This is a genomic window from Variovorax gracilis, assembly GCF_030317115.1.
GTDB lineage: Bacteria > Pseudomonadota > Gammaproteobacteria > Burkholderiales > Burkholderiaceae_C > Variovorax > Variovorax gracilis.
Window position 1 is genome coordinate 1 of sequence record NZ_JASZYF010000008.1, and the last position, 15,837, is coordinate 15,837.

Sequence of the window (15,837 nt, forward strand, 5' to 3'; positions counted from 1 at the left end):
CGTGTCGATCACGGTGAAGCTGATCAACCCGATCGCGATGGAAGAAGGCCTGCGCTTCGCCATCCGTGAAGGCGGCCGTACCGTCGGTTCGGGCGTCGTGGCCAAGATCCTGGACATCTGATCCGGGCGCACAAAGGAATCACCATGGCCACCAAGCAAAAAATCCGCATCCGCCTCAAGGCGTTCGACTACAAGCTGATCGACCAGTCGGCAGCCGAAATCGTCGACACCGCCAAGCGCACCGGCGCGATCGTCAAGGGCCCGGTGCCCCTGCCGACCCGCATGAAGCGTTTCGACATCCTGCGTTCGCCGCACGTCAACAAGACGAGCCGTGACCAGTTCGAGATTCGCACGCACCAGCGCCTGATGGACATCGTCGACCCGACCGACAAGACCGTGGACGCGCTGATGAAGCTCGACCTGCCGGCCGGCGTAGACGTCGAAATCAAGCTCCAGTAAGTACCTTTGCTTACCACCAAAGCCCGATTGCAGCAGTGCAATCGGGCTTTGTTCTTTGCCACGAACCTGTGGCATCCTAGATCCAAGACACAGCGGCCCCAGTGGCCGCTACGCAAACAAGGGCTCTGCATGGTACGAATCTGGTTATGGCGAGGATTGGCCTCGGCTGCCCTGACGCTGCTGGTGGCGTGCGGCGGCGGTGGAGGAGGTGGGAGCAATGCGTCGGCGCTGGGCTTGAGCGGTGCCAATGTCTCGGGCGCAACGACGGTCACGCTCGATGGCGTCGCGACCTACGACTCGGTCCCCAATACGACGGGCGCCCTCATGTATGCCGCCACGGCGCCAAAGCCGGTTCGGGGCGCCCTTGTGGAGATCGTCAACAACGTATCGTCGGCGATCCTGTCCACCACGACGACGGATTCCAACGGCGCCTACGCCGTTTCCGTGCCCTCCAGCACGTCGGTGATCGTGCGGGTCAAGGCCCAGATGGTGCAGGGCGGCTCGGGCGCGACCTGGGATGTCAGCGTTCGGGACAACACCCAGGCGAATGCGATCTACGCCATGGAAACCCCGGCGTTCTCCACCGGCACGGCGGCGGGCACCCGCAATCTCCATGCGCCATCCGGCTGGGGCGGATCAAGCTACACCTCGGGCCGTACGGCGGCGCCTTTTGCCCTGCTCGACACCGTTTACGCCGCGCAGTCCAAGGTCTTGTCCGTGGCGCCGGCCGCGGTCTTCCCCGCGCTGCGCGTCTTCTGGAGCGTCAATAACGTGCCCGCGGACGGCAACCCCGCCCTGGGCCAGATCGGCACCACCTTCTTCACCGACGATGGCGGGACGCCGGCCATCTATGTCCTCGGGAAGGAAAACGTCGACACCGACGAGTACGACGCTTCGGTGGTCGCGCACGAATGGGGTCACTACTACCAGTCGGCGTTCAGTCGTGACGATTCGCCGGGCGGCAGCCATTCCATGACCGAAAGCCTGGATCGGCGCGTTGCCTTCTCGGAAGGCTGGGGCAATGCATGGTCAGGCATCGTGCTCGATCGCGGCAACTACACCGACGCGGTCGGGGTCAGACAGGCGCAAGGTTCCAATATCGACCTGACGACGGGTGCCAGTCCCAATCCGGGCTGGTATCGCGAGGCATCCATTCATTCCATCTTCTGGAAGCTGAACAGCGCGGTCGGGTTCAAGCCGATTCACGACACGCTGACCAGCGCGCAGTTCAAGAACGGCCTGGCCGTCACTTCCATCCACCCCTTCACCGCGGCGTTCGGCGCGGCTGCACCCGCAGGCAGTTCGGCCCTGGCGGGGCTTCTGTCCGCGCAGAGCATCAGCGCCGCCCCCAATGACCCGTTCGGGACGATGGAGACGAACAGCGGCGGCATCTCCGGGGTGGCGAACCCGATCCCGCTTTACCGGTCCGCCGCGGTGGGCGGAAGCACGTCTGCCTGCGTTACCAACCAGGCCGGTCCGGGCAACAAGCTCGGAGACTACGTGTATCTCCGGTTCGCTACGCCTTCGGCGCGCAACTACACGATCACGGTGGCCGGCCCGGCGGGGTCGGACCCGGATTTCGTCGTCTACAGTGGCCGTCAGATTGCGGAGGCCAATGCCGTCAGCACGACGGAGACGAGCTCTGTCGGCCTGCCGGCCGGCGAAAGCGTTCTCGTCATCAACGACTTCAACAACTCCTCGGCAGCGACATGTTTCACCGTCACCATTCAATGAAGCGCGGGTTCGCGAACGCGGGACTTCGCGCCGGAGCCGGCGCGGTTGCATTGCTGTTGGCGCTTTGCGCCCATCATTCGGCCAGCGCCGACAGTGCGGGCCCTGCTGGCGCGACAAAGGCTGCGGGCGCGCCGGGCAAGATGAAGGCTGCCCCCATGAAAGGAAACGGTTCCGGCGTTGCCGTGCTGTTCCAGGTGAGCGACGCGAACCCGCAGGTGGGAAAGGCCGTTCCCGTGACGCTGACCTTCGAGGGCATCACCGACCCGAACGGAGCCACGCTGCGGTTGACCGCCGACGGCGGCTTGTCGCTCGGGACGGGTGAGGTGACGCGCACCCTTCCCGCGGGCGGGCCCAGCACGTTGACCGTGGAAGTCGTGCCTGCGGCGGAAGGCGTGGGCTATCTTCATGTCTTCACCACGCAATATGGCGCGTCCAGCGCGACGTCGATTCCGGTGCAGGTCGGGAAGGCATCGTCCGCGTTGCCCGCCAGCAAGGACCTCAAGCAGGGATCCGGCGGCGACAAGATCCTGCCGATGCCGGTGAAGTAACGAGCTTCGTTCTTCGATCCCGGCAGGCCGCTTGCGCCGTTGCGTACTTGCGGGCTATAATGTTTGGCTCTGCCCAAGTTGCGCTCGCCTGAGTGTTTCTTGCGCGGAACTTTATCAACCTTCTTCCGCATACCAAACGCTGTCGCCAATTGAAGTGGCAGCGGCGGGAGTTTTGGAGAAAACCAATGAGTCTGAGCAACTCCCTCGGGTTGCTGGGCCGCAAGGTGGGGATGATGCGTCTCTTCACCGATGACGGGGACGCAGTTCCTGTCACGGTGGTGGATGTGTCGAACAACCGCGTGACCCAGATCAAATCCCAAGAGAACGATGGCTACGTCGCACTGCAAGTGACGTTCGGTTCGCGCAAGGCATCGCGCGTGACCAAGCCCGAAGCCGGTCACCTCGCCAAGGCGGGTGTGGAAGCAGGCGAAATCATCCAGGAATTCCGCGTGACCGCCGATACGGCCGGTCAGCACAAGGCTGGTGGCGTCATCGCCGCGGCCAGCGTGTTCGCGGTGGGCCAGAAGGTCGACGTGCAAGGCACCTCGATCGGCAAGGGCTACGCTGGCACCATCAAGCGCCACAACATGAGCTCGCAGCGCGCGTCGCACGGTAACAGCCGTTCGCACAACGTGCCCGGCTCGATCGGCATGGCGCAGGATCCCGGTCGCGTGTTCCCCGGCAAGCGTATGACGGGCCACCTCGGCGACGTCACCGTGACGACCCAGAACCTCGACGTGATCCGTATCGACGAAGCCCGTCAATTGCTCCTGATCAAGGGTGCGATTCCGGGTTCGAAGGGTGGCTTCGTCACCGTGCGTCCGGCTGTCAAGGCCAAGCCGCAAGCCGCTGAAGGAGCGAAGTAATGGAACTCGAACTCCTGAACGAACAAGGCCAGGCCGCGTCGAAGTACGACGCCCCCGAGACCGTGTTCGGCCGTGACTACAACGAAGACCTGGTTCACCAGATCGTCGTCGCATTCCAGGCCAACGCCCGCCAAGGCACGCGCGCCCAGAAGGACCGCGAGCAGGTCAAGCACTCGACCAAGAAGCCTTTCAAGCAAAAGGGAACGGGCCGCGCCCGTGCCGGTATGACTTCCTCGCCGCTGTGGCGTGGGGGCGGCCGCATTTTCCCGAACATGCCCGACGAAAACTTCTCGCAGAAGATCAACAAGAAGATGTACCGCGCCGGCATGGCGTCCATCTTCTCGCAGCTCGCTCGTGAAGGCCGTCTGGCCGTGGTCGATTCCATCAAGGTCGACTCGCCCAAGACCAAGGCGCTGGCCGCCAAGTTCAAGGCGATGAATCTCGAGTCCGTGCTCGTGATCGCCGAGGAAGTCGACGAGAACCTGTATCTGGCCTCGCGCAACCTGGTGAACGTGCTCGTGGTCGAGCCGCGTTATGCCGATCCGGTGTCGCTGGTCCACTACAAGAAGGTGCTGGTCACCAAGGGTGCCGTCGACAAGCTCAAGGAGATGTTCGCATGAGCCGCATGAACCCTACTCCCGCACAACGTCAGTTCGACGAAGGTCGCCTGATGAACGTGCTGGTCGCCCCGATCGTGTCCGAGAAGGCCACGATGGTCGGCGAGAAGTCGAATGCCGTCACCTTCAAGGTGCTGCAAGACGCCACCAAGCCCGAGATCAAGGCCGCTGTTGAACTGATGTTCAAGGTCGAAGTCCAGGGCGTGTCGGTGCTCAACACCAAGGGCAAGACCAAGCGCTTCGGCAAGTCCGTCGGCCGCCGCGACAACGTTCGCAAGGCCTATGTGACGCTGAAGGCTGGTCAAGAGCTCAACCTCGTCGGGGAAGGCGCTTAATCATGGCCGTCATCAAGATGAAACCCACTTCGCCGGGCCAACGCGGCGCGGTGAAGATCTCGCGGGACCACCTGTACAAGGGTGCGCCGCACGCAGCCCTGCTGGAACCCCAGTTCCAGAAGGCCGGCCGCAACAACAACGGTCACATCACGACCCGTCACAAGGGTGGTGGCCACAAGCACCACTACCGCGTGGTGGACTTCGTGCGCAACAAGGACGGCATCCCGGCCAAGGTCGAACGCATCGAGTACGACCCGAACCGCACCGCCCACATCGCGCTCGTGTGCTACGCCGACGGCGAGCGCCGCTACATCATCGCCCCGCGCGGTCTGGAAGCCGGTGCAACGCTGCTGAGCGGTTCGGAAGCCCCGATCCGCGCCGGCAACACGCTGCCGATCCGCAACATTCCCGTGGGTTCGACGATCCACTGCATCGAACTGCAACCCGGCAAGGGTGCGCAGATCGCCCGCTCGGCCGGTACCTCGGCCACGCTGCTGGCCCGTGAAGGCGTCTACGCCCAGGTCCGCATGCGTTCGGGCGAAGTCCGCCGCGTGCACGTCGAGTGCCGCGCGACCATCGGTGAAGTCGCCAACGAAGAACACAGCCTGCGCCAACTCGGCAAGGCCGGTGTGAAGCGCTGGATGGGTATCCGCCCGACCGTTCGCGGCGTGGTGATGAACCCGGTCGACCACCCGCACGGTGGTGGCGAAGGCAAGACCGGCGAAGGCCGCCATCCTGTCGACCCGTGGGGCAACCTGACCAAGGGTTATCGCACCCGTAACAACAAGCGCACGCAGGTCTTCATCGTGTCGCGTCGCAAGAAGTAAGGGTTAGCAAATGACTCGCTCTCTCAAAAAGGGTCCGTTCGTCGACCACCACCTCGTGGCCAAGGCCGACAAGGCCGTGACGACCAAGGACAAGAAGCCGATCAAGACCTGGTCGCGTCGCTCGATGGTCCTGCCCGAGTTCATCGGCCTGACCATTGCCGTGCACAACGGCAAGCAGCACGTGCCCGTGTACATCACCGACCAGATGGTTGGCCACAAGCTCGGCGAATTTGCGCTCACGCGCACGTTCAAGGGGCACCCCGCGGACAAGAAAGTCCAGAAGAAGTAAGGAACGACCATGTCTGAAACACGTGCAGTCCTCCGCGGCGTCCGCCTTTCGGTCGACAAGGGCCGTCTGGTCGCCGACCTGATCCGCGGCAAGAAGGTCGATCAAGCGCTCAACATCCTGCAATTCACGCAGAAGAAGGCCGCTGTGATCGTGAAGAAGGTGCTCGAGTCGGCGATTGCCAACGCCGAGCACAACGACGGTGCCGACATCGACGAACTGAAGGTCAAGACCATCTACGTCGAGCAAGGCGCCACGCTCAAGCGCTTCACCGCGCGCGCCAAGGGTCGCGGCAATCGCATCAGCAAGCCCACGTGCCATGTGTACGTGACGGTTGGCAACTAATAGGCCTGGAAGAAATATGGGACAGAAAATCCACCCAACCGGCTTCCGCCTTGCGGTCAGCCGTAACTGGTCCAGCCGCTGGTACGCAAGCAACCGCGACTTCGCCGGCATGCTGGCCGAAGACATCAAGGTGCGCGAGTACCTGAAGAAGAAGCTCAAGAACGCATCCGTTTCGCGCGTGCTGATCGAGCGTCCCGCCAAGAACGCCCGCATCACGATTTACTCGGCACGTCCGGGCGTCGTGATCGGCAAGAAGGGCGAAGACATCGAGAACCTCAAGCGTGAACTCGGTCGCCAGCTCGGCGTGCCGGTCGCGGTCAACATCGAAGAAGTGCGCAAGCCCGAAATCGATGCCCAACTGATCGCCGACAGCATCACGCAGCAGCTCGAAAAGCGGATCATGTTCCGCCGCGCCATGAAGCGTGCGATGCAGAACGCCATGCGTCTGGGTGCCCAGGGCATCAAGATCATGTCGGCTGGTCGCCTGAACGGCATCGAAATCGCGCGTACCGAGTGGTACCGCGAAGGTCGCGTGCCGCTTCACACGCTGCGCGCCGACATCGACTACGGCACCTCGGAAGCCAAGACCACCTACGGCGTCATCGGCGTCAAGGTCTGGGTGTACAAGGGCGACACGCTGGGTCGCAACGACCTGCCGGCCGTCGAAACGCCGCGTCCTGACGAAGAGCGTCGCCCGCGCGGCCCGCGTCGCGATGGCCGCCCTGGTGGCGACCGTCCCGGCTCTGACCGCCGTGGCCCGCGCGCCGGTGCCCGTGGTCCGATCGGCGGCAACGTCGCTCCGGCCGATGGCAGCGACAAGCCCGCAGAAGCCACTGGCGCCGCCCCTGCGGCTCCGGGTGCAGACTCGAAACCCGCCGTTAAGCGCGTCCGCAAAGCCGCGCCAGCTGCAGCAGCTGACGGTGCCAAGACCGAGTGATCGGTCTTAGAACTACGGAGTAATAAACATGCTGCAACCTGCACGCAGAAAGTTCCGCAAGGAACAAAAGGGCCGCAACACCGGCATCGCGACCCGCGGCAACGCGGTGTCGTTCGGTGACTTCGGCCTGAAGTCGATCGACCGCGGCCGTCTCACGGCCCGTCAGATCGAAGCCGCACGTCGCGCGATCTCGCGTCACGTCAAGCGCGGTGGCCGCATCTGGATTCGTGTGTTCCCCGACAAGCCGATCTCCCACAAGCCCGCAGAAGTGCGGATGGGTAACGGCAAGGGCAACCCCGAGTACTACGTCGCCGAAATCCAGCCTGGCAAGGTGATCTACGAGATCGTCGGCGTTCCCGAAGAACTGGCTCGCGAGGCGTTCCGCCTGGCCGCTGCCAAGCTGCCGCTGCGTACGACCTTCGTCGCTCGCCAGCTCGGCGCCTGATCGAGGAGAACACCATGGCAACACGTAAGAAGAAGGAAGTCGCGGCCACGGCCAAGACTTCGAAGGCTGCCGAGCTGCGCAACAAGGACGTTGCGGGCCTGCAGACCGAAATCAAGGATCTGCAGAAGGCCCATTTCGGCCTGCGCATGCAGAAGGCCACGCAACAGCTGTCGAACACCTCGACGCTGCGCGTGACACGCCGCGACATCGCTCGCGCCAAGACCATTCTTGCTCAGAAGCAGCAAGAAGCCCAAGCCGCCAAGTGAGGAGTGAACATGACGGAAGCTAAAAAATCCCTCAAGCGCACCTTGATCGGCAAGGTGGTCAGCGACAAGCGTGAAAAGACCGTGACCGTGCTGGTCGAGCGTCGTGTGAAGCACGAGCTCTACGGCAAGATCGTGGCCAAGACCAGCAAGTACCACGCCCATGACGAAAAGGGCGAGTACAAGCTGGGCGATACCATCGAAATCACCGAAAGCCGGCCGATTTCGAAGTCGAAGAACTGGGTCGTGACCCGGTTGGTCGAAAAGGCCGTTCTGGTCTGATCCCAGGCGCTACAGCCCTTTCAAAAACGGCCCACAATGTGGGCCTTTTTTCTTTTTAGGAGCAATAGATGATCAAAGTTGGCGACACCCTTCCCCCGGCGACCCTGCAGGAGTATTCCGAGGTCGAAGGCGAGGGTTGCAGCATCGGCCCGAACGCGGTCGACGTGACCAAGGCTGCAGCTGGAAAGACCATTGCGCTGTTCGCGCTGCCCGGTGCCTTCACGCCCACCTGCTCCGCCAAGCACGTGCCGGGCTATGTCCAGCACTTCGAGGATTTCAAAGCCGCAGGCGTCGACGAAATCTGGTGCGTCAGCGTCAACGACGCCTTCGTCATGGGCGCATGGGCCCGCGATCAGAAGACCGGCACCAAGGTCCGCATGCTCGCCGACGGCAGCGGCGCCTTCGCGAACGCCACCGGCCTCACCCTCGACCTGACCGCACGCGGCATGGGCGTGCGCAGCAATCGCTATTCGATGCTCGTGAAGGACGGCAAGGTCGCGACCCTCAATGTCGAAGGTCCCGGCAAGTTCGAAGTCAGCGACGCCGACACCTTGCTCGCCCAAGCAAAAGCGTAGCCCCGCGCCGCTGATGTCGGAACACCGCGGAACCAGCTTCGCTGGGCCGCCGGTGTTGCCCCCGGCAGGGGGTAGGCGGCCACACGAAGTGGGCGAGCCTGGGGGCGAGTTCAGGAACACCGCGGAACCAGCTTCGCTGGGCCGCCGGTGTTGCCCCCGGCAGGGGGTAGGCGGCCACACGAAGTGGGCGAGCCTGGGGGTGAGCTACAGCTCTGTCTTGAGGTAGTGCGAACCCGCAATCGGGTTGTGATAGTACGGCGGCACGTCCACGAATCCCAGGTCTTCGTAGAGCGCCCGGGCCGACTCCATGTCATCGAGCGTGTCGAGCAGCACGCAGGCATAGCCCGCGCCGCGCGCCGCATCCAGGATGGCCTCGGCCAGTTGGCGCCCGAGCCCCACGCCGCGAAATGCGGGCCGCACATAGAGTCGCTTCATCTCAGCCGCGTTCGGATAGTCGGCGGTGTCCAGCGGGCGCAACGCGCAGCAGCCCGCCACGTAGGCCGACCCGCCTTGCGCTCGCTGCAACGGTTCCGCATCGACAGGAACGGCCGTGTCACTCACGTTGACCAGCGCCAGGAGCAGCGCGCCCCGCGGCTCCGCATAGTCTCCCGGAAGGTTGGCGAGCTCTTCGTCGAAGTTCTGAAAGCCGAGATCGACGCTGAGCGAGGCGGCATAGTCTCGAAAGATCGCACGCGCAGCCTCCAACTCATGCGGCTCGTCCGGCGTCATGAGCACGATCTCCGGCGTGTCCGCCAACGGCAGCGGGCGTGAAACCGAGTGGCTCATAGACGAAGCGATGCAATCCAGGTCGCGATTCCCGCACAGGCGGCGAAAACCGCGAACGCGAGCAGCCGAGATGCAACATCATCGCGGCTCGGCGCTGCGCTCCCGTCGATGACCAGCTTGTCGCCGGTGATCATCGGGCGTACCAGCCGGTGCCGCTTGACAACGACATAGAACAGCACGGCCAGCACGTGCAGGCTGACGAGCGTGATCACGGTCCATTTGCCCACCGTCGTATGCCAAAAGCTGGCAGCGCTGACGACCGAATTCGGGACGAACCGCGTCAGCGGCCCCGAGGCCGAGATCTCGTCGTCGGCCACCAGTCCCGTCGCGACCTGGGCGATCAGGAAGCCTAGCAATGCGAACACCGACAGGGCGCCCAGCGGCGAGTGACCGATCAATTGATCGGGATGGCCCCGGCCCCGGAGGTAGGCCACGACCGAGGTCGGCGCATAGAGAAAGGCGGAGAAACGCGACCATCGCCCGCCCACGAACCCCCAGACCACACGGAACAGCAGCAGCGACAGCACCGTGTAGCCCAGGCGGAAGTGCCATTCCATGACGCCGCTGAGACCGGTCGCAATCAGGCCGATCACCGCCGCTGCCAGCACCCAGTGGAAGAGCCGCGTCGGCAGATCCCAGACCCGGGTGCGAGGCGCACCGGCTTCGCCCAGGCCCCGATGGCGGGCGGCGGGCTCGAAGGAGGCGGTCATCGGCGAGGTCTGGGCATGGCGGCGGGACACGCAGATTAGCAAACTTCCGGCGCTGCGCGTTCTGCGGGTTGTCTCTAGTCGTGAGCGGCGGCAAGTCCCTAAACTGACCGTCGCGCCGTACCTCGCGACGCGACCACTAGAAGGAGACACGATGAAACGAGTGATCCTGATCACCCTGGCTGCCGCATGCGCCGCCATTTCCGCCCCGGCCGCTGCGCAGTTCGCCAAGACCGAAGACGCGATCAAGTACCGGCAAAGCGCGATGTTCATTCAGGGCCAGCACGTGGGTCGCCTGGGCGCCATGGCCGCCGGTCGTGTGCCGTACGACGCGGCGGTGGCGGTTTCGAACGCCGAGGTGGTAGCCCAGATTTCGAGGTTGCCGTGGGCCGGTTTCGGCCCGGGCACGGAAGGCGGCAAGGCCAAACCGGAGATCTGGAAGGAACAGGCCAAGTTCAAGGAACTCAGCGAGAGACTGATGGGAGAGACCGACAAGCTGCTGGTGGCCGCGAAAGCCGGCAATCTCGATGCGTTGAAGACAGCGATGGGCGCGGTCGGGGAGACCTGCAAGACCTGTCACGACACCTTCAGGAGCAAGTAGCTCGCCCCCAGGCTTGCCCACTTCGTGGGGCCGCCCACCCCCTGCCGGGCAACACCGGCGGGCCAGCGAAGCTCGTTCCGCGGCGTTCCTGGGAGTGGGCGCTCGCGCTGGCAAGCGTTGGGCTTATGCCTCGGCCAACAGCTTTTCTATGAGCTTGTGGAGTTCGGCGAAGTCCGGTTCGCCGACGTAGCGCTTGACGATTTCGCCGCGCTTGTTGACGACGTAGGTGGTGGGGGTGAGCTTCACATCGCCCCAGGCCTGGGCGACGGCGCCGGTGTTGTCGATCGCAACCTTGAACGGCAGCTTGCGGGTCTCGACGAAGTTGACGACGTAGCTGGGCGGGTCGTAGCTCATGGCCACGGCGAGGGTGTCGTAGCCGCGGCCCTTGTACTTGTCGTAGGTCGCGATGACCTTGGGCATTTCGGCAACACAGGTGACGCAGCTCGTTGCCCAGAAATTGACCAGCGTCACCTTGCCCTTCAGATCCTCGGTGGACTTCTTGCTGCCATCGAGAAGCACGAAGGTCGAGGCGGGTGCCGCGGAAACCCCGGTGTTCAGGTATACGCCCACGCCGACGGCCAGGACGAGGGCGGCTGCGGCGGCGTAGATGACTTTTTTCATGGGTGATCGAGGGAGCCGGTCGATTTTAGTTCCCATCGCCTGACGGCGCCCGGACCCCGGGTGCCGGTTGTTCCGGGGGGCGTTCGATAATCGATCTCCCGATGCCCCGTCGATCCATCTCTCGTCTCGCAGCCATGGCCCTGGCTGCCGCTGCTCTCGTTGCGTGCAATCCCACCTTCAACTGGCGCGAGGTCCCTGTCGGGAACGCCGGCGTGATCGCGCTGCTGCCTTGCAAGCCCGACCGTGCAACGCGCCAGTTGCCGCTCGGTACAGAGGCGGTCGCCGTGGACATGGCGGGTTGCAAGGCGGGTGGGGCCACCTTCGCCGTGGCCCACGCCTCGGCCAGCGATGCTGCGCAGGCTGAAAGCTGGATTCGGGCCTGGCGGGCGGCGACGCTCCAGCAGCTTGCGGGCGCCCCGGTCGAGGAAGCCCCTTCCAAGCTGCCCCGGGCGTCGGCATCGCCTGCACCGCTGCGCCTCGATACGCGAGGCCCGGCGCCGGGCGGCCAGTCGGGGGCGGCCCATGTCCTGTGGTTCGCCCAGCAGCGTCCGGACGGCGTGGCGATCTACCAGGCCACGGTCGTGGGGTCGCCGTCGTCCGCCGAGGCCCTCCAGACGTTCTTTGAAGGTTTGCGACTACCGTGATCCAGGAAACGCGAGAGGGCGCTCGGGAGCCGTTTGTGGGATGCTGCGTGTTGTCTTATTTCTACATCCGGCGGACGCCCCCGCATAATTGGCGGGCCATACGCCGACCTGCATGAACAGCATCTTCATCATCGCCCATTCACCGCTCGCCCAGGCGTTGCGGCAGTGCGCGCTGCATGTCTTTCCGGACAGCGAGCCTTCGATCGTCGCGCTCGACGTCCTGCCCAACGTGTCGCCGGAAGAAACCCTCGCCGCGGCGCGCATCACGCTGGCGCAGCTCCAACGCGCGCCGCGCTCGCAAGTGCTCGTGCTGGCCGATGTTTTCGGCGCCACGCCGTGCAACGTGGCGCAGAAACTGGTCGACGGCATCCGCTCGCGGCTCGTCGCGGGCGTCAACCTGCCGATGTTGCTCCGCGCGGTGAGTTACCGTAACGAACCGCTCGATACTCTGGTGCAGCGGGCGGTGACCGGCGGCACCGCGGGCGTGATGCAGGTGGCGGTGGCGGCACCGCAGAATCAAGCAAGAAGAAAGCACAGTGACCAAGACATCCGTGACCATCAGCAATAAGCTAGGACTGCATGCGCGGGCCTCGGCCAAACTCACCAAGCTTGCGGGGAGCTACCCCTGCGAGGTCTGGCTTGCGCGCGGCGACCGCCGCGTGAATGCCAAGAGCATCATGGGTGTGATGATGCTGGCGGCGGGCCTCGGCGTGACCGTGGAAGTCGAAACCAACGGCGAGCGCGAGCAGGAGGCGCTGGATGCGATCGTGGCGCTCATGAACGACAAGTTCGGGGAAGGGGAATGATGGCTGACCCCCAGGCTTTTTCACTTCGTGTCAACGCCCACCCCCTTTCAGGGGGCAATGCCTGCAGCCCGGCGGAGCCGGTTCTGCGGCATTTCACCAACGGCGCTTGCGCTTCGCGCTTGCTCACTTCCTAGGGGCGGGGGATGACTTTTGCGATCCACGGACTGCCTGTTGCCCGTGGCATCGCCATCGGGCGCGCCGTCCTGGTGGTGTCGAGCCGCATCGATGTGGCGCACTACTTCATCAAGCCGGAGCAGATCGAGACCGAGATCGATCGCGTCCGCATGGCTCGCGATGCGGTGGCCGAGGAGTTGCAGAAGCTGCAGGCCAGCGTCGCGCTGATGGGGCCCAACGACGCGCCGCATGAACTCTCGGCGCTGCTCGACGTCCATCAGATGCTGTTGCAGGACGAGGTGCTCACCGGCGGCGTCAAGCACTGGATCGTCGAGAGGCTCTACAACGCCGAATGGGCGCTGACCACCCAGCTCGAAGTGGTGGCGCGGCAGTTCGACGAGATGGAGGACGAATACCTCCGCGAGCGCAAGGCCGACCTGGAACAGGTCGTCGAGCGCCTGCTGCATCGCATGAAGGGGACGGCGGCGGTGCTCGCGCCCACCCCGCCGCGGCGCAAGCGTGCCGCGGAGAACGACGACGAGCAGTCCGACCCGACCGCGAACGACGCCTTCGACGCGCCGCTGGTGCTGATTGCGCACGACCTGTCGCCGGCCGACATGCTCCAGTTCAAGAAGAGCGTGTTCGCCGGCTTCGTGACCGACGTCGGCGGGCGCACTTCGCACACCGCGATCGTGGCGCGCAGCATGGACATCCCCGCGGTGGTCGGCGCCCGCAGCGCGAGCCAGCTCGTCCGGCAGGACGACTGGGTGATCATCGACGGCGACTCGGGCGTGATGATCGTCGACCCCTCGCCGATCATCCTGGCGGAGTATGGCTTCAAGCAGCGCCAGGGCGACCTCGAGCGCGGGCGGTTGTCGAGGCTGCGCCACAAGCCGGCTGTCACGCTCGACGGCCAGCGTGTCGAACTGCTTGCCAACATCGAGATGCCCGAGGACTCGGTCGGCGCGGTCAAGGCTGGCGCGGTCGGCGTGGGCCTGTTCCGCAGCGAATTCCTCTTCATGGGTCGCGAGGCGCAGCGCATGACGCGCCTGCCCGATGAGGAAGAGCAGTACCAGGCGTACAAGCGCGCGGTGGAAGGCATGCAGGGCATGCCAGTGACGATTCGCACCATCGACGTGGGCGCCGACAAGCCGCTCGATGGCAAGTCGGTGCGCGACGACGCGCACCTGAATCCCGCGCTCGGCCTTCGCGCCATCCGCTGGAGCCTCGCCGACCCGGCGATGTTCCTCACGCAACTGCGTGCCATCCTGCGCGCGGCAGCGCATGGCGAGATCCACCTGCTGATCCCGATGCTCGCCCACGTGAGCGAGATCCGCCAGACGCTCTCGCTGGTCGACTTCGCGCGCGCCGAACTCGACAACCGCGGCGTGGCGCACGGCAACGTGAAGGTCGGCGCGATGATCGAGATTCCGGCGGCCGCGCTGACGCTGAAGACCTTCCTCAAGTACTTCGATTTCCTGTCGATCGGCACCAACGACCTGATCCAGTACACGCTGGCCATCGATCGCGCCGACGAGTCCGTGGCGCATCTGTACGACCCGGCGCACCCGGCAGTGCTTCGGCTGGTGGCCGACACCATCGCCGAGTGCCGGCGGCAGGGCAAGGGCGTGAGTGTGTGCGGCGAGATGGCGGGCGACGTCGTGTTCACGCGGCTGCTGCTGGGCCTGGGCCTGCGCAGCTTCTCGATGCATCCTTCGCAGATCCTGGCGGTCAAGCAGGAAGTGCTGCGGGCCGACACGACCAAGCTCGAAGCCTGGGCGCGGGGCGTCCTGGAATCAGAAGATCCCGCCGCGGCGTTGGTTCGCTAGCTCGGGATGAAGCTCCCTCGACTGGGGGATCGTTTCGAGCCCGCCTTGTGGTTGAGAGCCGTACGGACTTCCCGGGAACCCCTTCGACGCCTGAAGCCGTGATTGAAAAATTTCGGTACATGCCGAAACCGCGCCGAAAGGACTTGCCGGCGCGCCGCCAGCACCATCGAGTCTCCCTGATCGATTTCGATCGTTGTTGAAGGAAGACTCTCATGAAACGCTGGTTCAAACGTTCCCTTTTCGGTATCGCGGGCGCGGCGCTGGTCGCCGGCAGCCTTGCGGGCTGTGGTCATCGCCATGGCTGGAGCAACGCCTCGGAGCAAGACCGGGCCGAGTTCCGCGCCAGGATGGTCGAGCGCGTGAGCGGCAAGCTCGAACTCGACGTCTCGCAGAAGCAGAAGCTCACGGTGCTGACCGAGAAGCTGCAGGCGCAGCGTGCGGCGCTGCGCGGCGGCGGCGATCCGCGTGCCGAGTTCCGTTCGCTGTTCGCCGGTGCCAAGCTCGACCAGGAGCGCGCGAAGAAGCTGGTCGAGGACAAGACGGCGGCGGTACAGGCCGGCAGTCCCGAAGTGATTGCCGCCGCGGCTGACTTCTTTGACAGCCTGAACCCCGCGCAGCAACAGAAAGTGCGGGACTTCATGGACCGCGGCCGCCGCTGGAGGGGGTAGATGCTCGCCCCCAGGCTGCGCGCACTTCGTGTCGCTTCGCCTACCCCCAACCGGGGGCGGGTCGGCCGCGTGGGAGCGGCCCTGCGCGGCGGCCCCCTGGAAGGGGAGGCTGGCGCGGTAGGTGGTGCCGTCTCGGGCGGCGTCTGCGCGACTCTGCGCGTCGAAGGTGCCGTGGTGCTTGTCGCAGCGGTCGTCGCCTACACGCAACTGGGTGCCGGCTGGGGCGCCTTCGCCATGCTGTTCCTGCTGCCCGACCTGTCCTTCCTCGGCTACCTGGCCGGGCCTCGCGTGGGTGCGGCGGCGTACAACGCGGCGCATTCGTACATCGGGCCTGTCGCGATGCTGGTGATCGGCTCGCTCGGTGATTCGCCTGTCGCGATGGCAGCCGGATTGATCTGGTGCGCCCACATCGGCTTCGACCGCGCACTGGGCTACGGCCTCAAGTACGCGACGGGATTCGCCCACACGCATCTAGGCCGCATCGGCCCGGTCGATCCTTGGTGACGGCCCGACGAGGCGGGCAAGCCTGTGAGCGAGCGAGA

At 64.9% G+C, this 15,837-nt stretch carries 25 protein-coding genes; 22 read left to right on the forward strand and 3 right to left on the reverse strand.

The genetic code is table 11. The annotated features are described in order from the left end of the window. The 15 genes from QTH97_RS16820 to QTH97_RS16890 all read left to right on the forward strand — a co-directional run. Positions 1 to 121 (forward strand): EF-Tu C-terminal domain-related protein (locus tag QTH97_RS16820; protein ID WP_506555386.1); only part of this gene is annotated, 121 nt, incomplete at its 5' end. 23 nt (positions 122 to 144) lie between these two features. Further along, positions 145 to 459 carry a 30S ribosomal protein S10 gene (rpsJ, locus tag QTH97_RS16825; protein WP_028250951.1) on the forward strand — a complete coding sequence of 105 codons (315 nt, stop codon included), beginning with the start codon at positions 145 to 147 and terminating at the stop codon, positions 457 to 459. 156 nt (positions 460 to 615) lie between these two features. Next, entirely contained in the window at positions 616 to 2,193 is a 1,578-nt protein-coding gene (locus tag QTH97_RS16830) for a hypothetical protein (protein WP_286569492.1), read from the forward strand. A gap of 155 nt (positions 2,194 to 2,348) precedes the next feature. Then, complete coding sequence (locus QTH97_RS16835; protein WP_286569493.1) at positions 2,349 to 2,741, forward strand: hypothetical protein; 393 nt, start codon at positions 2,349 to 2,351, stop codon at positions 2,739 to 2,741. 185 nt (positions 2,742 to 2,926) lie between these two features. After that, positions 2,927 to 3,607 carry a 50S ribosomal protein L3 gene (gene rplC, locus QTH97_RS16840; RefSeq protein WP_286569494.1) on the forward strand — a complete coding sequence of 227 codons (681 nt, stop codon included), beginning with the start codon at positions 2,927 to 2,929 and terminating at the stop codon, positions 3,605 to 3,607. Beyond that, positions 3,607 to 4,227 (forward strand): 50S ribosomal protein L4, encoded by a 621-nt coding sequence (gene rplD / locus QTH97_RS16845; RefSeq protein WP_286569495.1) that lies wholly within the window; start codon positions 3,607 to 3,609, stop codon positions 4,225 to 4,227. Before rplC ends, rplD begins: the two co-directional genes overlap by 1 nt. Further along, positions 4,224 to 4,559 carry a 50S ribosomal protein L23 gene (gene rplW / locus QTH97_RS16850; RefSeq protein ID WP_093162195.1) on the forward strand — a complete coding sequence of 112 codons (336 nt, stop codon included), beginning with the start codon at positions 4,224 to 4,226 and terminating at the stop codon, positions 4,557 to 4,559. Before rplD ends, rplW begins: the two co-directional genes overlap by 4 nt. A 2-nt stretch (positions 4,560 to 4,561) precedes the next feature. Then, the gene (gene rplB / locus QTH97_RS16855) at positions 4,562 to 5,386 is read left to right on the forward strand and encodes a 50S ribosomal protein L2 (protein ID WP_028250945.1); all 825 of its coding nucleotides are present in this window, start codon (positions 4,562 to 4,564) and stop codon (positions 5,384 to 5,386) included. Positions 5,387 to 5,396: 10 nt separating this feature from the next. Further along, complete coding sequence (gene rpsS / locus QTH97_RS16860) at positions 5,397 to 5,675, forward strand: 30S ribosomal protein S19 (protein WP_007838132.1); 279 nt, start codon at positions 5,397 to 5,399, stop codon at positions 5,673 to 5,675. Positions 5,676 to 5,684: 9 nt separating this feature from the next. Continuing rightward, on the forward strand, positions 5,685 to 6,017 hold the full coding sequence (gene rplV / locus QTH97_RS16865; RefSeq protein WP_019657678.1) for a 50S ribosomal protein L22: 333 nt from the start codon (positions 5,685 to 5,687) through the stop codon (positions 6,015 to 6,017). A 16-nt stretch (positions 6,018 to 6,033) separates the two neighbouring features. Then, positions 6,034 to 6,954 (forward strand): 30S ribosomal protein S3, encoded by a 921-nt coding sequence (gene rpsC, locus QTH97_RS16870; protein WP_286569496.1) that lies wholly within the window; start codon positions 6,034 to 6,036, stop codon positions 6,952 to 6,954. A gap of 28 nt (positions 6,955 to 6,982) precedes the next feature. Next, entirely contained in the window at positions 6,983 to 7,399 is a 417-nt protein-coding gene (gene rplP, locus QTH97_RS16875; protein ID WP_028250943.1) for a 50S ribosomal protein L16, read from the forward strand. A gap of 14 nt (positions 7,400 to 7,413) precedes the next feature. Further along, a complete protein-coding gene (gene rpmC / locus QTH97_RS16880) occupies positions 7,414 to 7,665 on the forward strand; it encodes a 50S ribosomal protein L29 (protein ID WP_286569498.1) in 252 nt (83 codons plus the stop codon). A 9-nt stretch (positions 7,666 to 7,674) separates the two neighbouring features. Beyond that, complete coding sequence (gene rpsQ / locus QTH97_RS16885; RefSeq protein ID WP_126837987.1) at positions 7,675 to 7,944, forward strand: 30S ribosomal protein S17; 270 nt, start codon at positions 7,675 to 7,677, stop codon at positions 7,942 to 7,944. A gap of 68 nt (positions 7,945 to 8,012) precedes the next feature. Next, the gene (locus QTH97_RS16890; RefSeq protein ID WP_286569502.1) at positions 8,013 to 8,519 is read left to right on the forward strand and encodes a peroxiredoxin; all 507 of its coding nucleotides are present in this window, start codon (positions 8,013 to 8,015) and stop codon (positions 8,517 to 8,519) included. 204 nt (positions 8,520 to 8,723) lie between these two features. Here the strand turns inward: QTH97_RS16890 and QTH97_RS16895 are convergent, their stop codons facing one another. Both QTH97_RS16895 and QTH97_RS16900 read right to left on the reverse strand, forming a co-directional pair. Further along, the gene (locus QTH97_RS16895) at positions 8,724 to 9,305 is read right to left on the reverse strand and encodes a GNAT family N-acetyltransferase (protein ID WP_286569503.1); all 582 of its coding nucleotides are present in this window, start codon (positions 9,303 to 9,305) and stop codon (positions 8,724 to 8,726) included. Next, positions 9,302 to 10,015, reverse strand: coding sequence for a cytochrome b/b6 domain-containing protein (locus tag QTH97_RS16900; RefSeq protein ID WP_286569504.1), 714 nt, complete (start codon positions 10,013 to 10,015; stop codon positions 9,302 to 9,304). The genes QTH97_RS16895 and QTH97_RS16900 overlap by 4 nt, the downstream gene beginning before the upstream one ends. Positions 10,016 to 10,166: 151 nt before the next feature. On the opposite strand from QTH97_RS16900, the gene QTH97_RS16905 reads away from it, so the two are divergent. Continuing rightward, positions 10,167 to 10,613 (forward strand): c-type cytochrome, encoded by a 447-nt coding sequence (locus QTH97_RS16905; protein ID WP_286569505.1) that lies wholly within the window; start codon positions 10,167 to 10,169, stop codon positions 10,611 to 10,613. 123 nt (positions 10,614 to 10,736) lie between these two features. Here QTH97_RS16905 and QTH97_RS16910 read toward each other — a convergent pair whose 3' ends face one another. Further along, positions 10,737 to 11,234: a TlpA disulfide reductase family protein gene (locus QTH97_RS16910; protein WP_286569506.1), complete on the reverse strand. Its 498-nt coding sequence runs from the start codon at positions 11,232 to 11,234 to the stop codon at positions 10,737 to 10,739. A 101-nt stretch (positions 11,235 to 11,335) separates the two neighbouring features. Here QTH97_RS16910 and QTH97_RS16915 point away from each other — a divergent pair, with 101 nt between their 5' ends. From QTH97_RS16915 to QTH97_RS16940, 6 genes are all read left to right on the forward strand, one after another. Continuing rightward, positions 11,336 to 11,878 (forward strand): hypothetical protein, encoded by a 543-nt coding sequence (locus QTH97_RS16915; RefSeq protein WP_286569508.1) that lies wholly within the window; start codon positions 11,336 to 11,338, stop codon positions 11,876 to 11,878. A gap of 112 nt (positions 11,879 to 11,990) precedes the next feature. Beyond that, positions 11,991 to 12,446: a PTS sugar transporter subunit IIA gene (locus QTH97_RS16920; protein ID WP_028250934.1), complete on the forward strand. Its 456-nt coding sequence runs from the start codon at positions 11,991 to 11,993 to the stop codon at positions 12,444 to 12,446. Further along, a complete protein-coding gene (locus tag QTH97_RS16925; protein ID WP_286569509.1) occupies positions 12,415 to 12,684 on the forward strand; it encodes an HPr family phosphocarrier protein in 270 nt (89 codons plus the stop codon). The genes QTH97_RS16920 and QTH97_RS16925 overlap by 32 nt, the downstream gene beginning before the upstream one ends. 143 nt (positions 12,685 to 12,827) lie before the next feature. After that, positions 12,828 to 14,627 (forward strand): phosphoenolpyruvate--protein phosphotransferase, encoded by a 1,800-nt coding sequence (gene ptsP / locus QTH97_RS16930; RefSeq protein WP_286569511.1) that lies wholly within the window; start codon positions 12,828 to 12,830, stop codon positions 14,625 to 14,627. Between the two features lie 212 nt (positions 14,628 to 14,839). Continuing rightward, on the forward strand, positions 14,840 to 15,295 hold the full coding sequence (locus QTH97_RS16935) for a Spy/CpxP family protein refolding chaperone (protein WP_286569513.1): 456 nt from the start codon (positions 14,840 to 14,842) through the stop codon (positions 15,293 to 15,295). Further along, entirely contained in the window at positions 15,296 to 15,799 is a 504-nt protein-coding gene (locus QTH97_RS16940) for a DUF4260 domain-containing protein (protein ID WP_286569515.1), read from the forward strand. Positions 15,800 to 15,837: the final 38 nt, after the last annotated feature.

Excerpts from the sequence above, each read along its gene's own strand:
- rpsJ (WP_028250951.1), top strand. The coding sequence starts at position 145 with ATGGCCACCAAGCAAAAAATCCGCATCCGCCTCAAGGCGTTCGACTAC.
- QTH97_RS16835 (WP_286569493.1), top strand. The coding sequence starts at position 2,349 with ATGAAAGGAAACGGTTCCGGCGTTGCCGTGCTGTTCCAGGTGAGCGAC.
- rplC (WP_286569494.1), top strand. The coding sequence starts at position 2,927 with ATGAGTCTGAGCAACTCCCTCGGGTTGCTGGGCCGCAAGGTGGGGATG.
- rplD (WP_286569495.1), top strand. The coding sequence starts at position 3,607 with ATGGAACTCGAACTCCTGAACGAACAAGGCCAGGCCGCGTCGAAGTAC.
- rplW (WP_093162195.1), top strand. The coding sequence starts at position 4,224 with ATGAGCCGCATGAACCCTACTCCCGCACAACGTCAGTTCGACGAAGGT.
- rplB (WP_028250945.1), top strand. The coding sequence starts at position 4,562 with ATGGCCGTCATCAAGATGAAACCCACTTCGCCGGGCCAACGCGGCGCG.
- rpsS (WP_007838132.1), top strand. The coding sequence starts at position 5,397 with ATGACTCGCTCTCTCAAAAAGGGTCCGTTCGTCGACCACCACCTCGTG.
- rplV (WP_019657678.1), top strand. The coding sequence starts at position 5,685 with ATGTCTGAAACACGTGCAGTCCTCCGCGGCGTCCGCCTTTCGGTCGAC.
- rpsC (WP_286569496.1), top strand. The coding sequence starts at position 6,034 with ATGGGACAGAAAATCCACCCAACCGGCTTCCGCCTTGCGGTCAGCCGT.
- rplP (WP_028250943.1), top strand. The coding sequence starts at position 6,983 with ATGCTGCAACCTGCACGCAGAAAGTTCCGCAAGGAACAAAAGGGCCGC.
- rpmC (WP_286569498.1), top strand. The coding sequence starts at position 7,414 with ATGGCAACACGTAAGAAGAAGGAAGTCGCGGCCACGGCCAAGACTTCG.
- rpsQ (WP_126837987.1), top strand. The coding sequence starts at position 7,675 with ATGACGGAAGCTAAAAAATCCCTCAAGCGCACCTTGATCGGCAAGGTG.
- QTH97_RS16890 (WP_286569502.1), top strand. The coding sequence starts at position 8,013 with ATGATCAAAGTTGGCGACACCCTTCCCCCGGCGACCCTGCAGGAGTAT.
- QTH97_RS16895 (WP_286569503.1), bottom strand. The coding sequence starts at position 9,305 with ATGAGCCACTCGGTTTCACGCCCGCTGCCGTTGGCGGACACGCCGGAG.
- QTH97_RS16900 (WP_286569504.1), bottom strand. The coding sequence starts at position 10,015 with ATGACCGCCTCCTTCGAGCCCGCCGCCCGCCATCGGGGCCTGGGCGAA.
- QTH97_RS16905 (WP_286569505.1), top strand. The coding sequence starts at position 10,167 with ATGAAACGAGTGATCCTGATCACCCTGGCTGCCGCATGCGCCGCCATT.
- QTH97_RS16910 (WP_286569506.1), bottom strand. The coding sequence starts at position 11,234 with ATGAAAAAAGTCATCTACGCCGCCGCAGCCGCCCTCGTCCTGGCCGTC.
- QTH97_RS16915 (WP_286569508.1), top strand. The coding sequence starts at position 11,336 with ATGCCCCGTCGATCCATCTCTCGTCTCGCAGCCATGGCCCTGGCTGCC.
- QTH97_RS16920 (WP_028250934.1), top strand. The coding sequence starts at position 11,991 with ATGAACAGCATCTTCATCATCGCCCATTCACCGCTCGCCCAGGCGTTG.
- ptsP (WP_286569511.1), top strand. The coding sequence starts at position 12,828 with ATGACTTTTGCGATCCACGGACTGCCTGTTGCCCGTGGCATCGCCATC.
- QTH97_RS16935 (WP_286569513.1), top strand. The coding sequence starts at position 14,840 with ATGAAACGCTGGTTCAAACGTTCCCTTTTCGGTATCGCGGGCGCGGCG.
- QTH97_RS16940 (WP_286569515.1), top strand. The coding sequence starts at position 15,296 with ATGCTCGCCCCCAGGCTGCGCGCACTTCGTGTCGCTTCGCCTACCCCC.